Source organism: Bradyrhizobium sp. BR2003, from assembly GCF_009720285.1.
GTDB classification, from domain to species: Bacteria; Pseudomonadota; Alphaproteobacteria; order Rhizobiales; family Xanthobacteraceae; genus Bradyrhizobium; species Bradyrhizobium elkanii.
Map to the genome: position 1 here is coordinate 440883 of NZ_SMYJ01000026.1, position 16198 is coordinate 457080.

At 65.6% G+C, this 16198-nt stretch carries 7 protein-coding genes; 6 read left to right on the forward strand and 1 reads right to left on the reverse strand.

What is annotated here, in order from left to right:
• Nucleotides 1–17: 17 nt before the first annotated feature.
• Nucleotides 18–1967, reverse strand: a complete 1950-nt coding sequence (gene malQ, locus E2I15_RS21070; protein ID WP_137480371.1) for a 4-alpha-glucanotransferase — start codon at nt 1965–1967, stop codon at nt 18–20.
• Nucleotides 1968–2170: 203 nt separating this feature from the next.
• On the opposite strand from malQ, the gene E2I15_RS21075 reads away from it, so the two are divergent.
• Genes E2I15_RS21075 through treY form a run of 6 tightly spaced genes read left to right on the forward strand, consistent with a single transcriptional unit; the run spans nt 2171 to nt 16192 of the window.
• Nucleotides 2171–4120 (forward strand): alpha-1,4-glucan--maltose-1-phosphate maltosyltransferase, encoded by a 1950-nt coding sequence (locus E2I15_RS21075; protein WP_137480369.1) that lies wholly within the window; start codon nt 2171–2173, stop codon nt 4118–4120.
• Nucleotides 4121–4130: 10 nt separating this feature from the next.
• On the forward strand, nt 4131–7436 hold the full coding sequence (gene treS / locus E2I15_RS21080) for a maltose alpha-D-glucosyltransferase (RefSeq protein ID WP_137480366.1): 3306 nt from the start codon (nt 4131–4133) through the stop codon (nt 7434–7436).
• Nucleotides 7433–9580 carry a 1,4-alpha-glucan branching protein GlgB gene (gene glgB, locus E2I15_RS21085; RefSeq protein WP_137480364.1) on the forward strand — a complete coding sequence of 716 codons (2148 nt, stop codon included), beginning with the start codon at nt 7433–7435 and terminating at the stop codon, nt 9578–9580. The genes treS and glgB overlap by 4 nt, the downstream gene beginning before the upstream one ends.
• 3 nt (nt 9581–9583) lie before the next feature.
• Nucleotides 9584–11656, forward strand: coding sequence for a glycogen debranching protein GlgX (gene glgX / locus E2I15_RS21090; RefSeq protein ID WP_137480362.1), 2073 nt, complete (start codon nt 9584–9586; stop codon nt 11654–11656).
• Nucleotides 11653–13404, forward strand: a complete 1752-nt coding sequence (gene treZ, locus E2I15_RS21095; RefSeq protein WP_137480360.1) for a malto-oligosyltrehalose trehalohydrolase — start codon at nt 11653–11655, stop codon at nt 13402–13404. Before glgX ends, treZ begins: the two co-directional genes overlap by 4 nt.
• A 4-nt stretch (nt 13405–13408) precedes the next feature.
• Entirely contained in the window at nt 13409–16192 is a 2784-nt protein-coding gene (treY, locus tag E2I15_RS21100; RefSeq protein ID WP_137480359.1) for a malto-oligosyltrehalose synthase, read from the forward strand.
• Nucleotides 16193–16198 lie beyond the last annotated feature (6 nt).

Consider the following 16198-nt stretch of genomic DNA (forward strand, 5'->3'; position numbering starts at 1 on the left):
CGCTGCGCTCTGCGTTGTCAGGTGTGGGAGCGCTCACGGGTCGCGCGCTTGAGCGCGTCGACGTCGATCGCCGAGGCGAGATGCTCGATCGAGACCGGGAGCCGCCGCTTCCAGTTCGGATGCTCGTAGACGGTGCCGGGGATGTTCGGCTGCTCGACAATGCCGAGCAGGTCCTCCATCGAAACCGCCAGCATCCGCGACCGCGTCCGTGCCAGGAAGCTCGCCACCGAATAGAAATCGTTGGCGTGGATGTCGTGCCGACGCAGCACGTCGTCGAGTTGGCCGAGCGCGTGCCAGCGCCCCTCGTCGGTCTCGCCGGGATCGATCCCGAGCGCACGCTTGGTCTTGAGGTCGCTGAACGAGCGCCAGCCCGCATAGGTCGAAAGGTCGTGGGTGTTGAAGGTCACCAGCGCATCCGGCAAATAGTAGTCGGCGTTGCGGAAGACGCCCCGGTCGTCGGTCTCGAACATCATCACGAGATAGGACCAGATGCCCCAGCCGTTCATCTGCTCGCGGAACCCGGGAGGTACGGTGCCGAGGTCCTCGCCGATCACGACGCAGCGGCTCGCCGCGCTCTCCTGCGCGGTCGCCGCCAGCAGCGCTTCGAACGGCATCAGCACATAGGCGCCATTGGCCGGGCCGAAGCCGCGTGGCACCAGATAGAGCCGCTTCAGCCCGAACGCGTGGTCGAGCCTGATTGCGCCGGCATGGTGCATCGAGGCGCGCAGCATCTGCCTGAACGGCTCGAACGAGCGCTGTTCAAGGCCCGCGGCATTGAAGCCGGCAAGCCCCCAGTCCTGGCCCGCCGTGTTGAGCGGGTCCGGCGGCGCGCCGACGCCGAGATGGCGCGAGATCGCGGTCTGCTCATTCCAGGCGTCGAATCCGTCCGACTGCACGCCGACGGCAACGTCGAGATAAAGCCCGACCCGCATGCCGAGCTTGTGCGCAAGCGCCTGGCAGGCGCCGAGTTGACGGTCCGCGGTCCATTGCACGAATTCGACGAACTCGACCTCGGCGGCAGAGTCGCGCGCACGGCGCAATCTGGCGCAAGCTGCATCGCTCGGCCGCCGCCATTCGTCCGGCCATTCCCACCACGGCGTGTTGAATTTGTGCCGCATCACCTCGAAGCAGGCGAAGCGCGACAGCAGCGTGCCCTGCTCGTTGCGATAGGCCTCGAAATCCTGCCAGCGGCCAAGGCCGGGATTGGCCTTGAAGGCCGCGAACGCCGCGCGCAGCGCGGGCCATTTCTGCGCGGCGACGCCGACATAGTCGACCATGTCGTGGCTGCGGAGCTGTGCCAGCGTGGCCTTGGTCTCGGCATCGACGCGGAATTCGGGAATCTGCTCGACATCGATGTAGAGCCCATTGAGGAACAGCCGGCTGTTCGGTGAGTACGGACTGCAATCGCCGGGCCGATCGTCGAACAGCGCATGCAACGGATTGAGCCCGACGCCGTCGGCGCCGAGCCGGTGGGCGAATTCGAGCAGGTGCTGCAGGTCGGTGAAGTCGCCGATGCCCCAGTTGCGCGCTGACCGTACGCCGTAGAGCTGCACCGCGATCACCCAGCAGCGGTCGAATTCGCCGCCGAACGCGCCCTGCGGCGCCACCAGCAGCGGCAGTTCCTCGCTGACGCCCGATGCGTCCGACAGCTGCAGCCGATGCACGCCTTCGGGCAGACCGGACGGCCACGTCACACTCCGCTCACGCGCCTCGCCCTGCGCGAGCACCTCGGTGCCATTCGCAAGCTTCCATTGCACCGGAAGCCGGGCAGCCTCCGCGAGCTGCGTTCGCGCAGCGTGGCCGCCTCTGACCACCACGGGATCGGCGATGATCCGACGGGGCGCCTGCGGCGGCAGCGCGTCGAGGATCGCCGTGAGCGCCTCGGGGGTTGTCACACGGCGGTGACCGCTGCCATCGATATACTCGCTCTGGATTCCCAGGGTCTGGGCTTTGGCGTAAAGGTCCATTCGGCACGCTGCCTGCTCGCAACGGTAGGTGGGTCGTTGCTAAATTGTACAGATACGGGAAAGGGATAGTTGATGTTCAACGCTCTACCCTATCCGGCGTTCCCGCCGGGAACCATTGCCCGGCGAGCGGCTTTCTATATGGGTCTGGCGCGCCTCCTTCCCGGCGCCGGGACGTCATTTGCATTTTTAATGGCGGCATCACCGTGAACAAAACCCTCCGGCCTGTCGAGAGTGCCAATGGCACTTTTCATATCACCGATGTCTATCCGTCGGTTGATGGCGGCCGCTTTCCGGTCAAGCGCATTGTGGGCGAACCTGTCGAGGTGTGGGCCGACATCTACCGTGCCGGACATGACGTGATGTCGGCGGCATTGGTGTGGCGGCGCGAGGGCGACGACGAATGGCAGGTCGCGCCGATGGCGCCGCACAGCGATGACCGCTGGGGCGGCGCCTTCGTGCCCGACCGGCCTGGCCGGTACGCGTTCGCGATCGAGGCCTGGACCGATGAATTCGCCAGCTGGCGGCATAGCTTCGAGCAGAAGCCGCGCGATGGCAGCGATCACACGCTGGACGCGCTCGAAGGCGCGGGCATGCTGACCCGGGCGCAGGCCGGCAGCCCGGCGGCGGCGGCCGTCATCATCAGGCAGTGCGAAATCTTTCTGCAGACCGGCGAACCAGGTGCGCTGCTCGCGCCCGGATTGCGGGAGGCGATGGCCGGCAGCCAGTTTCGCCGCGATCTGATGCGATCGCAACTCTACCCCCTCACCGCGGACCGCCCGCGGGCACGCAGCAGTGCGTGGTACCAGATGTTTCCGCGCAGCCAAGGCAAGACACCAGGCATGCATGCAACCTTCAACGACTGCATCGCGCGACTTCCCGACATCGCCGCGATGGGCTTTGACGTCGTCCTGCTCGCGCCGATCCACCCGATCGGCCGCCAGCACCGCAAGGGCCGCAACAGTGCCGCGATCGCACAGGCGGACGATCCCGGCAGCCCTTATGCGATCGGCGCAGCCGAGGGTGGCCACGACGCCGTGCATCCGGAACTCGGCACGCTCGACGACTTCCGCGCCTTCGTGGCGGCATGCCAGGCGCATGGCCTCGAGGTCGCACTCGATTTCGCCGTGCAGTGCTCCCCCGATCATCCCTGGCTGACCGAGCATCCGGAGTGGTTCAAGCGGCGCCCGGACGGATCGATGCGCACAGCTGAGCATCCACCGCAGCGCTGGGATGATGTCGTCAACCCGGATTTCGGGTCCGAAAATGCCGGCGCCTTGTGGCGCGCGCTGCGCGACGTCGTGCTGTTTTGGGTCGAACAGGGCGTCAGGATCTTCCGGGTCGACAATCCGCACACCAAACCGCTGGCGTTCTGGGAATGGCTGATCCGCGAGGTGAGAGACCGCGACGCGGACGTGCTGTTCCTTGCGGAAGCCTTCGCGCGCCCGAAACTCATGAAGGGCCTCGCCAAGCTCGGCTTCACACAGTCGTACAGCTATTTCACCTGGCGGACGCAGCGCTTCGAGCTCGAACAATATCTCGGCGAGTTGACCTCCTATCCCGAGCGTGACTTCTTTCGGCCGAATTTCTTCGTCAACACACCGGACATCCTGCCCTTCCACCTGCAAAGCGGCGAATCCTGGATGTTCAAGTCGCGTCTCGCGCTGGCCGCGACGCTTTCAAGCAGCTATGGCATCTACAGCGGCTTCGAATTGCTCGAGCACACGCCGGTCCCCGGCCGCGAGGAATATCTCAACTCCGAGAAGTACGAGATCAAGGTTCGTAACTGGGAGCAGCCGGGGAACATCAAGCCCTATATCGCGGCTCTCAACCGGATCAGGCGCGGCAATCCGGCCCTGCAACAATTCGCCAATTTGCGCTTTATCAGTGTCGATGACGGTGGCGTGATCGGCTTCATCAAGGAGGCGGTCGATCAGAGCAATGTGATCGCGGCCGCGATTGCATTGTCGTCCGAGCCGCGTGAGGTCTGGCTGCCGCTCGGCGACGTCATGGTCGGCCGAGGCGATGCCCGCCGCCCCGTCTCGGCAGTGGAAGACCTTGTCACCGGCGAGCGCCACGCGCTCGAATGGGGAGGCATCCGCCTACATATCGATCCTGCGCGCGATCCCGCGTTGCTGCTGCGCTGTGTCGCCTGAAGGAGCCGTCATGAACGTATTCTCCTCCGTCAATACCCAGGAGAAGATCGCAACCGAGACTGCGGACCAGCTGTGGTACAAGGACGCGATCATCTACCAGTTGCATGTCAAGGCATTTGCCGACAGCAACAATGACGGCATCGGCGACTTCGCGGGGCTGACGGAGAAACTCGGCTATCTGCAGGAGCTCGGCGTCACCGCGCTGTGGCTGTTGCCGTTCTATCCCTCGCCCGGCCGCGACGACGGCTACGACATCGGTGACTATGGCGACATCAATCCCGATTTCGGGACGATGAAGGACTTCAAGCGCTTCATCCAGGAGGCCAAGAAGCGCGGCCTGCGCGTCATCACCGAGTTGGTCGTCAATCACACCTCGGACCAGCATGCGTGGTTCAAGCGCGCGCGCCGCAGCCCGCCGAATTCGAGCGCGCGAAGCTGGTATGTCTGGAGCGACACCGACCAGAAATACCTCGATACAAGGATCATCTTCACGGATACGGAGAAGTCGAACTGGACCTGGGATCCGGAGGCCGGTCAGTTCTACTGGCATCGCTTCTTCTCGCACCAGCCGGACCTGAATTTCGACAATCCGCGCGTGGTGCGCGCCATCGTGCAGGTGATGAAGCGCTGGCTCGACACCGGCGTCGACGGTTTCCGGCTCGACGCCATTCCCTATCTGTGCGAGCGCGACGGCACCAACAACGAGAACCTGCCGGAGACGCATGCCATCATCAAGCGGCTGCGCCAGGAGCTCGACGCCTATGCCAAGGGCAAGATCCTGCTGGCCGAAGCCAATCAATGGCCGGAGGACGTGCAGGAATATTTCGGCCATGGCGACGAATGCCACATGGCCTATCACTTTCCGCTGATGCCGCGCATCTACATGGCGATCGCCCAGGAAGACCGCTTTCCGATCACCGACATCCTGCGGCAGACACCCGACATTCCCGCCGCTGCCCAGTGGGCGCTGTTCCTGCGCAATCACGACGAGCTGACGCTGGAAATGGTCACCGACGTCGAGCGCGACTATCTGTGGTCGACCTACGCCAACGATCCGCGCGCCCGCATCAATGTCGGCATCCGCCGGCGCCTTGCGCCGCTGATGGACAACGACCGCCGCAAGATCGAGCTGATGAACTCCCTGCTGCTGTCGTTCCCGGGCACGCCGATCATCTATTACGGCGACGAGATCGGCATGGGCGACAACATCTATCTCGGCGACCGCAACGGCGTGCGGACGCCGATGCAGTGGTCGCCGGACCGCAACGGCGGCTTCTCGCGCGCCGACCCGGCGCGGCTCTACGCGCCGATGATCATGGACCCGGTCTACGGCTATGAATCGGTCAATGTCGAGGCGCAGTCGCGCAGCCTGTCGTCGCTGCTTTCGGCGACCAAGCGGCTGATCGCGGTACGCAAGTCGACGCTTGCCTTCGGGCGCGGCACCATGACCTTCATCCGCCCGGAGAACCGCTCGGTGCTGGCCTATGTGCGCCAGTACCAGGGTGAGGCGATCCTGTGCGTCGCCAATCTGTCGCGGTCGGCGCAGGCCACCGAGCTCGACCTCTCCGCCTTCAAGGACCGCATTCCGCTCGAGATGCTCGGGCGCACGCGCTTTCCGGCGATCGGCGAGCTGCCCTACATGATCACGCTCGCGCCGTACGGCTTCTACTGGTTCCAGCTGCAGGAGCGCGACAAGTCCGAGCCGGTGACGCCGCGCGCGGTGCCGGAATTCGAGACGCTGGTGGTGCCGCTGAATTCGACCTGGATGTCGCTGGCACGCACCCGCGGCGTGTTCGAGCACGACGTGCTGCCCGGCCACCTCGCCCGCACGCGCTGGTATCCGGAGCGCTCGGCTAGCGCGATCCAGCCGATGCTGGTCTCCGCGATCCCGTTCTGCGACATCGGCGACAACCGGCCGTGGCTTGCCTTCTTCGAGACCACGCAGCGCGGCACCACCAGCCGCTACGTGCTGCCGATGCAGATCGAGTGGGTGCGCTTCGACCGCGAGCGCTACAATCCGCGCGCGTTCGCCGCCGTACGCCAGGGCGCGCGCGAGGGCACCTTGCTCGATGTCGCCACCGACCAGATCTTCACCGGCCTGTTCCTGCGAAACTTGCGGGAAAACCTCACGGTCGACGAAGGCGAGCAAGGCCTCAAGCTCGAATTCCGCCCGACCAGCCGCTTCTCCGACCGGCCGGTGCGGCAGCCCGAGCGCATCCGGGTCTTCGAGAACGACCAGCCGCATTCGACCGCGCTGGTCGACAACGAATATGTCACCAAGATCTATCGCAAGCTCGAGGTCGGCATCAATCCGGAGATCGAGATGGGCCGCTTCCTCACCGAAGTGGTCAACTTTCCGAACACTCCTGCCTTGCTCGGCACCGCCGAGCTGATCGAGGGCGACAAGCGCAGCGCCATCGCCGTCCTGCATGCGATGGTCGTCAACCAGGGCGACCTCTGGACCATTGCAGGCGCGCACCTCGACCGCCTGGTGGAACGGCAGCGCCTGCTCACGGTGAGCGAGCACCCGGTGGAGAACGGCGACCAGGCGACCTATCTGCGCCACATGTCGCATAGCGGAAAGCGGCTCGCCGAGCTGCATATGGCGCTCGCCAGCAACCGCGACCTGCCGGACTTCGCGCCCGAGCCGACCAAACCCGACGACCTGCAGCGCTGGGCCGACGAGATCATGGCGCGCGCCGAGCGCGTGTTCGATACGCTGAAGCAGCGGCGCGGCTCGCTGAAGGAGGCCGACCGGCTGCTGGCCGATCAGTTGCAGGCCCAGCACGACACGCTGCCGGAGCGGCTCAAGGCACTGCTGCCGCGCGAGACCGACGGCTTCAACATCCGCCATCACGGCGACCTGCATCTCGGTCAGCTGCTGGTCGTCAAGGACGACGTCTTCATCATCGATTTCGACGGCGGACCGGGCCGCACCATCGCCGAGCGGCGGCGCAAGGCACCGCCGGCGCGCGACGTCGCCGGCCTGATCCGTTCGATCGACTATGCGGCGACGGCCGCGCTGGAGCGGACGCTCAAGGTCTCCCCCGACGAGAGCGGCCGGCTGAGCCTCGCCTTGGCCGAATGGCGCGACCAGGCCGCGGATACCCTGCTGGCGGCCTATCGCGAGACGGTGGCCGGCCAGCGGCTGTGGTCCGCCGACGCCAAGACGGCCGATCGCCTGCTCAGTTTTTTCCTGCTTGAGAAAGCCTTCTACGAGATCGAGTATGAGCTGGCCAACCGGCCGGATTGGCTGCGGGTGCCGCTCACCGGCCTGCTGAGGATCCTGGCGCAACAGCCGCATGAGGTTGCATGAGCAAACTGCCCGCCGAGGCCTATGCCATCATCGAGGGCCGCCACTCCGACCCCTTCCACTATCTCGGGCTTCACCCCGAGGGGGATCGCAACGTCGTGCGCGCCTTCCTGCCTGATGCCAGCAATGTCGAGGCGATCGGCGAGCATGGCGAGACGGCGCCGCTGGCGCGGATCCATGACGCCGGCCTGTTCGCAGGTCCCCTGCCGAACGGCTCGACGCGCTACCAGCTCCGCGCCCGCTTCGGCGACAACGTCGTCGAGCTGGAGGATGCCTACCGCTTTCCGCCGATCCTGAGCGATTTCGATCTCTATCTGCTCGGTGAGGGCACGCATCAGCGCGTCTACGACACGCTCGGCGCGCATCCGATGACGCTCGACGGTGTCGACGGCATCGGCTTCGTGGTGCTGGCGCCGAATGCGCGCCGGGTCAGCGTGGTCGGCGACTTCAATTTCTGGGACGGACGGCGCCATCCGATGCGCGTGCGCGGCCCTGGCTACTGGGAACTGTTCATCCCGCGTGCACGGGTCGGCGACCACTACAAGTTCGAGATCATCGGGCGCAACGGCCAGCATTTGCCGCTGAAGTCCGATCCCCTGGCGTTCGCCGCCGAGGTGCGCCCGAAGACCGCCTCGATCGTGATCGACGAGCGCAGGATCCCGCATCCGCGTCCGGCGCCGGATCGCGCCAATGCGCTGAGCTCGCCGATGTCGATCTACGAGGTTCATCTCGGGTCGTGGCGCCGCAAGGGCCGTAACGAGTGGCTGACCTATCGCGAGATGGCGGAGCAGCTGCCGGCCTATGCCAGCGACATGGGCTTTACCCATGTCGAATTCCTGCCGATATCAGAGCATCCGTTCGACGGCTCCTGGGGCTACCAGCCGACCGGCATGTTCGCGCCGACCAGCCGGTTCGGCTCGCCGGACGATTTCGCCGCGCTGATCGACGCCTGCCACGGCGCAGGACTTGCCGTGCTGCTCGACTGGGTGCCCGGGCATTTCCCCGACGATCCGCATGGGCTCGGCAATTTCGACGGCACCGCGCTCTACGAGCACGCCAATCCGCTGCAGGGCCGTCACCTCGATTGGGGCACGCTGATCTACAATTACGGGCGCACCGAGATCACCAACTTCCTGGTGTCGAACGCGCTGTTCTGGCTCGATCGCTACGGCATCGACGGGCTGCGCGTCGATGCCGTAGCCTCCATGCTCTATCTCGACTACAGCCGCCCCGCCGGCGGCTGGATCCCGAACAAATATGGCGGCCGGGAAAACATCGAGGCGATCGACTTCCTGCGCCGCTTCAACACCGAATTGTTCGCGCATTTTCCGCAGGCGACGACGGCGGCGGAGGAATCCACGGCATGGCCGCAGGTGTCGCGCCCGGTTGAATATGGCGGGCTCGGCTTCGGCTACAAATGGAACATGGGCTGGATGCACGACACGCTGAAATATATCGGCAAGGATCCGATCCACCGCAAATACCATCACGGCGACATCCTGTTCGGCCTGCACTACGCCTTCTCGGAGAATTTCATCCTGCCGCTGTCCCACGACGAGGTCGTGCACGGCAAGCGCTCGATCCTCGGCCGCATGCCCGGCGACGACTGGCAGCGCTTTGCCAATCTGCGCGCCTATTACAGCTTCATGTTCGGCCACCCCGGCAAGAAGCTGATGTTCATGGGCTGCGAGTTCGGCCAGGAGCGCGAGTGGAATCACGACTACTCGATCGATTGGCATCTGCTGCAACAGCCGAGGCACAGCGGCATCCAGAACCTGGTCCGCGACCTCAATCGGCTCTATCGCGCGCTGCCGGCGCTGCACGAGCTCGATTGCGACCAGGCCGGCTTCGAGTGGGTCATCACCGACGATGCCAACAACAACGTGTTCGCCTGGATTCGCAAGGGCAACGGTGAGCGCGCACGCTGCCTCGTCGTCACGAACTTCTCGCCCAACGTCTACCGCGACTATCGCGTCCGGGTGCCGTTCGCGGGCAAGTGGCACGAGGTGTTCAACTCGGATTCCGCGCATTACGGCGGCACCAATGTCGGCAACGTCGGCGAGGTGCGCGCATCGGAGGGCCCCACGCCCGAACTGAGCCTGACCATTCCGCCGCTGGCTGCGATCTTCCTCGTACCGGAAAGCTGATTGATGCGACTGACCGGGGGTACGTCCGCACGGCTCGGTGCAAGCTGGGACGGCAGAGGCACCAATTTTGCGCTGTTCTCGGCGAATGCGGAGAAGGTCGAGCTGTGCCTGTTCGACGGCCAGGGCCGCCGCGAGCTCGAGCGGATCGAGATGCCGGAGCGCACCGAAGACGTCTGGCACTGCTACCTCAACGACGTCTCGCCGGGCCAGCTCTACGGCTATCGCGTCTATGGGCCCTACGCGCCGGAGCGCGGCCACCGCTTCAACGCCAACAAGCTGCTGCTCGATCCCTACGCCAAGCGGCTCGCCGGCCGGCTCGTATGGAGCGACGCGCATTTCGCCTATCGCACCGGCAGCGCGCGCGAGGACCTCTCGTTCGACCGGCGCGACAATGCCCGCGGCATGCCGAAGGCGGTGGTGGTCGACGAGAGCTTCAACTGGGGCCGCCGCGAGATCCGGCCGCAGATTCCCTGGGAAGACACCATCATCTACGAGGCCCACGTCAAGGGCCTGACGCAGAGGCGCGAGGACGTGCCGCCGAATCTGCGCGGCACTTATGGCGGATTGTCGTCGCCGGCGATGATCGACCACCTCAAGCGGCTCGGCGTCACCACCATCGAGCTGTTGCCGATCCACGGCCTGATCGACGACCGCATCCTGGTCGAGAAGAAGCTGGCGAATTACTGGGGCTACAACACCATCGCCTTCTTCGCGCCTGAGGCACGCTACGCCCAGGACAATGCGCTCGATTCCTTCCGCACCACGGTGGCGCGGCTGCACGATGCCGGCATCGAGGTGCTGCTCGACGTCGTCTACAACCACACCGCCGAGGGCAACCATATGGGCCCGACGCTGTGCTTCCGCGGCATCGACAATGCCTCCTATTACTGGCTGAACCGCGAGAACCCGCGCTTCTACGACGACTTCACCGGCTGCGGCAGCTCGGTCAACCTCACCCATCCGCGCGTGCTGCAGATGGTGATGGATTCGCTGCGCTACTGGGTCGAGGTCTGCCATGTCGACGGCTTCCGTTTCGATCTCGCCACCACCCTGGCGCGCGGGCCGAACGGGTTCGATCGCAACCACCCCTTCCTCACCGCGATCCGCCAGGACCCGGTGCTGGCGACCGCCAAGATGGTCGCCGAGCCCTGGGACCTCGGTCTTGGCGGCTACCAGGTCGGCGCGTTTCCATCGCAATGGTCGGAATGGAATGACCGCTATCGCAGCGCGATGCGGCGCTACTGGAGCGGCGAAGGCAGCCTGATCGGCGACATCTCGGGCCGGATGACCGCGTCCTCGGATCTGTTTCACCACGACAACCGCGCGACCCGCGCCAGCGTCAACCACATCACGGTGCATGACGGCTTCACGCTCGCCGATCTCTTCAGCTACAACGAGAAACACAACGAGGCCAACGGCGAGGACAATCGCGACGGCTCCAACGACAATCACAGCAACAATTGCGGCCATGAGGGCCCGACCGACGATCCTGCCATCATCGCGCTGCGCCGCCAGCTCAGGAAGAATGCGCTGGCCTGCCTGCTGCTCGCACAGGGCACGCCCTTGATCCTCGCCGGCGACGAGATCGCGAACACGCAAGGCGGCAACAACAACGCCTATTGCCAGGACAACGAGACCGGCTGGATCGGCTGGGAAAACCTCGGCACGGACGACGACGCCATCGATTTCATCGGCCACCTCACCGCGCTGCGCCAGCGCTTCGGCCAGATCCGCTGCCAGCGCTGGCTCGACGGGCGCCGCACCGACGGCAGCTACGGCGTGCTCTGGCTGACGCCCGCGGCGGAAGAGATGAAGGAATCCGACTGGAAATTCCCCGAGAGCCGATTCCTCGCCTATGTGCTGGGGCCGATGGAACCAGGACAGGCGCCGATCTTTATCGTTCTCAATGCCGCACCGCAGGAGATCGTGTTCAGGATGCCGAGGATGGCGGAATACAAGAGCTGGCAGCAGGTCCTGAACACGACCAAGGCGGAGCAAACGGCTGAGCAATTCGCATCCGGCGCCGATACCACGGCACCCCCGCGCTCGGTGCTGGCATTTGCAGGCTCCACATGAATAGACAACATTTCGGCGCCGAGCTGACACCTGACGGCACGCGCTTCCGGCTGTGGGCGCCGGCGGCCAAGCGCGTCGACCTCCTGCTCGACAAACCGCATCGGCTCACGCGCGATGCAGCCGGCTGGTACGTCGCCGAGATCCCGGGCGCGCGCGCCGGCACGCGTTACAAATTCCGCATCGATGACGAGGTCGATGTGCCGGATCCCGCCTCCGCGTTCCAGCCGGACGACGTGTTCGGCCCGAGCGAGGTGATCGATCACGCCGCCTTCAAATGGCGCGCCACCGAGTGGCGCGGCCGCCCCTGGCACGAGGCCGTCGTTCTCGAAGCCCATGTCGGCACCTTCACGCCGGAGGGCACCTATCGCGCCATGATCGACAAACTCGATCATCTCGTGGCGACCGGCATCACCGCGCTCGAGCTGATGCCGCTGGCGGATTTCGCAGGCAAGCGCAACTGGGGCTATGACGGGGTGCTGTGGTACGCGCCCGACAGCGCCTATGGCCGCCCCGAGGACCTCAAGACCCTGATCGACGAAGCGCATCTGCGCGGGCTGATGGTGATGCTCGACGTGGTCTACAACCATTTCGGCCCCGAGGGGAACTATCTCGGCCGCTATGCGCGCGCCTTCTTCAGTGAAGCGCACACACCCTGGGGCAGCGCGATCGATTATCGCGTGCCCGAGGTGCGCGCGTTTGCGATCGGCAGCGTCGTGAGCTGGCTGCGCGACTATCGGTTCGACGGGCTGCGCTTCGATGCGGTCAACACCATCGTCGAGGCCGGCGAGATCTCCGTGCTCCATGATTTCAGCAGGGCCGCCGGCAAGCTCGCCACCGAGACCGGCCGCGACATCAACCTCGTGCTCGAGAACGGCGACAACATTGCAAGCCTGCTCGATGCCACCGAGGATCCGCCGCACGGCAAATTCCGCGGCCAGTGGAACGACGACTATCATCACGCCTGGCACGTGCTGCTGACCGGCGAGACGCAGGGCTATTATGGCGACTACCGGGCGCCGAAGCAGGACCTCGCACGCGCGCTGTCGTCCGGTTACATCTACCAGGGCGAAATCTCGGAGTTCTGGGGCGGCAAGGCCCGCGGCGAGCCAAGCGGCGCACTGTCGCCGACCTGCTTCATCAACTTCCTGCAGAACCACGACCAGATCGGCAACCGGCCGCTCGGCGATCGTCTGGTCAGCATTGCAAAGCCACAGGCGGTCGCGGCGGCGCTGGCGGTGACGCTGATCGCGCCGACCACGCCGATGCTGTTCATGGGCGAGGAATGGGGCGCGACGACGCCCTTCCCGTTCTTCTGCGATTTCAAAGGCGCTCTCGCCAATGCTGTCCGCGCCGGACGGCGCAAGGAGTTCGCCTGGGCCTATGCCAAATATGGCGACGACATTCCCGACCCGCTCGCCGACGAAACGGTGCGGTCGGCCGTGCTGGACTGGGCGGCGCTTGGCCATGATCCGGCGCGCGCACGGCTTGCGCTGGTGCGCGACCTGCTCGCCGTACGCCGGCAGGAGATCATGCCCCGGCTCAGAGGGTGTCGCTTCGGCGATGCCGTCGTAGCAGGCGACCTGTTGACGGCACATTGGCAGATGGGCGACGGCGGCACGCTGCGGCTGACCGCCAATTTGTCCGATCGCGACATCGCCGATGGACCGGAGCCGAAGGGAACTGCGATCTGGGGCGGCGCGTTGTCGAGCGACCTCCCCGGCTGGGCGGTGCGCTGGCACATCGGATAGCACAATGCCTTCGGCGATCCCGATCGCAACTTACCGTCTGCAACTCACTGCCGATTTCGACTTCGATGCCGCCGCCGGCGTGGCGCCGTATCTGAAGGCGCTCGGCATCAGCCATGTCTATGCGTCGCCCTTCATGAAGGCGCGCAAGGGCTCGACCCACGGCTATGACGTCGTCGACCACACCAAATTCAACCCGGAACTTGGTGGCGAGGATGGTTTTGCGCGGCTGAGCGACGCATTGAAGCGCCATGATCTCGGCCTGATCCTGGATTTCGTGCCGAACCATGTCGGCGTTCACTTCGCCGATAATCCATGGTGGCTCGACGTGCTGGAATGGGGACCGGTGTCGCCGCACGCGGTCTCCTTCGACATCGACTGGGACCAGCTGCCCTATCGCGCGCGCGGCGGCGTGCTGCTGCCGATCCTCGGCTCGTCCTACGGCCAGGCGCTGGAGCGCGGCAACATCGAGCTGCGCTATGACACGAACGAAGGCAGCTTCTCGGCCTGGTATTTCGAGCACCGCCTGCCGATCGCGCCGGAGCGCTATGGCGAGGTGCTGCGCACCATCGTCCGCGAGGCCGCCGCCGAACAGAGCACCGCCGGACGCGCGATGCTCGATCTCGCCGCGCAATACAGAGGGCTGCGTCACCCCAACCGCTTCGAGGCGCCGGCGCTGAAGGCGGCGATGAAGGCGATCGAGGGCGGCGCCGACATCATCGCACGCGGCCTCGATGCCTATCGCGCTGGCGAGGACCGGCCGACCCAGACGCTGGCGCTGCATCATTTGCTGGAACGCCAGCACTACAAGCTCGGCCACTGGCGGCTGGCGTCCAGCGACATCAACTATCGCCGCTTCTTCGACGTCAACACGCTGGCCGGCCTCAGGGTCGAGGACGCCGCCACCTTCGAGGCGAGCCATAGCCTTGTGAAGCGGCTGATCGCCGAGGACCGGCTGCAGGGCTTGCGGCTCGACCATATCGACGGCCTGCGCGATCCCGCGCAGTACTTCCAGCGGCTGCGCCGCCTGATCCGCTCCGCGCAGGGCGCGAAGGCCAGACCGTTCTACATGGTAATCGAGAAGATCCTCGGCGAGGACGAGAAGCTGCCGAGATTCAGCGGCGTTCACGGGACCACCGGCTATGAATGGATGAACACGATCAGTCAGGCACTGGTCGACGGTCGCGGCCTCGATCCGCTCAACGAGATCTGGCGCCAGATCAGCAACCAGTCGCCGAACCTGACGCCGGTGTTGCGCGAGGCCAAGCAGCGCGTGCTGGAGACGCTGCTCACCAGCGAATTCACCGTGCTGGCGCGGCTGCTCGCGCGCATTGCCAGCGGACACTACTCGACCCGCGACTTCTCCGGCGACAGTCTGCGGCAGGCGCTCGAGCTCTATGTGCTGCACTTTCCGGTCTATCGCACCTATCTCACCGCCTCGGGACCAGCCGGGCATGACCGCGCGCTGATCAGCGAGACCATCGAGCGCGCCCGCGCCGATTGGTTCGCCGCCGACGAGGGTATCTTTGATTTCCTGCGCGATGCCTTGACCATGGACCTTTTGCAGCCCGGCCGGCCGCCGCATGGCGCGCCGCGGGTCCGACGCTTCGCGCTGAAGGTGCAGCAATTCACCGGGCCGATGATGGCGAAGTCGCTGGAGGATACCGCCTTCTACCGCTATCACCGGCTGCTCGCGCTCAACGAGGTTGGCGGCGATCCGGCGGCGAGCGCGATCGCGCCCGAGACCTTCCACGCCATGATGCAGGCCCGCGCCCGCGAATGGCCGCACGGCATGACGGCGACCGCGACCCACGACACCAAGCGCGGCGAGGACGCCCGCGCCCGCATCATGGCGGTTGCGGAGATCCCCGGCGAATGGACCAGCGCGGTGGCGCGCTGGAAGGTGCTGAATGCGCCGCACCTCGTGCTCGACGGCGAGATGCGCGCGCCGTCGGCGACGTTCGAATACATGCTGTATCAGGCCCTGCTCGGCGCCTGGGATCCCGATGATGCGTCGCTCGTCGGTCGCATCCAGGCCTACGCGTTGAAGGCGGCGCGCGAGGGCAAGCAGGAAACCAGCTGGCTCAATCCGCACCAGCCTTACGAGGCCGGCGTAAAAGCCTTTATCGAGCGAATCCTTGATCGCAAGACCTCGCCAGAGTTCCTCGATGCGCTGGGGACGCTAGCGCAGCGCACGGCGTTGATCGGCGCGCTGAATTCGCTCAGCCAGATCACGCTGAAGGCAACCATGCCGGGCGTGCCGGATTTCTACCAGGGCACCGAACGCTGGGATCTTTCGCTGGTCGATCCGGACAACCGCCGCCCGGTCGACTTCGCCGAACGGGCGGGAATGCTCGCCGCACTGGACACGCCGGATTGGGACGCACTGGCGCAAAACTGGCGCGACGGCCGTCTCAAATTCGCATGGACGCGGCATCTGCTACGGCTCCGTAACGAGATGGCCGATGTGTTCACCAGCGGCGACTATGTGCCGCTCGCGGTCAGCGGCCCGCACCGCGATCACGTCATTGCCTTCGCGCGGCGCCATGGCCGCGAGGCGGCCATCGTTGCGGTGGCAAGATCATTCGCCCCGTTTACGCAGGGCGGCCGCAACTGGCCGCGCCCCGAAGCTTTTGAGGGTGAGATCGACGTGACGGGGTATGCACTCCCGGATGGAGCCACCAGGATTCAGCTCCCGGCGCTGTTCGCCAATCTTCCGGTCGCGGTGCTAAAGGCCAAGGCCGCAACGGCGTCGAAGCCAACCTCGAGGCGAGCGCGCTCGCACGCCTAAGGCGCG

Bases quoted from the DNA above. Each gene is read 5' to 3' on its own strand.
- malQ (WP_137480371.1), bottom strand. From the start codon at position 1,967: ATGGACCTTTACGCCAAAGCCCAGACCCTGGGAATCCAGAGCGAGTAT.
- treS (WP_137480366.1), top strand. From the start codon at position 4,131: ATGAACGTATTCTCCTCCGTCAATACCCAGGAGAAGATCGCAACCGAG.
- glgB (WP_137480364.1), top strand. From the start codon at position 7,433: ATGAGCAAACTGCCCGCCGAGGCCTATGCCATCATCGAGGGCCGCCAC.
- glgX (WP_137480362.1), top strand. From the start codon at position 9,584: ATGCGACTGACCGGGGGTACGTCCGCACGGCTCGGTGCAAGCTGGGAC.
- treZ (WP_137480360.1), top strand. From the start codon at position 11,653: ATGAATAGACAACATTTCGGCGCCGAGCTGACACCTGACGGCACGCGC.
- treY (WP_137480359.1), top strand. From the start codon at position 13,409: ATGCCTTCGGCGATCCCGATCGCAACTTACCGTCTGCAACTCACTGCC.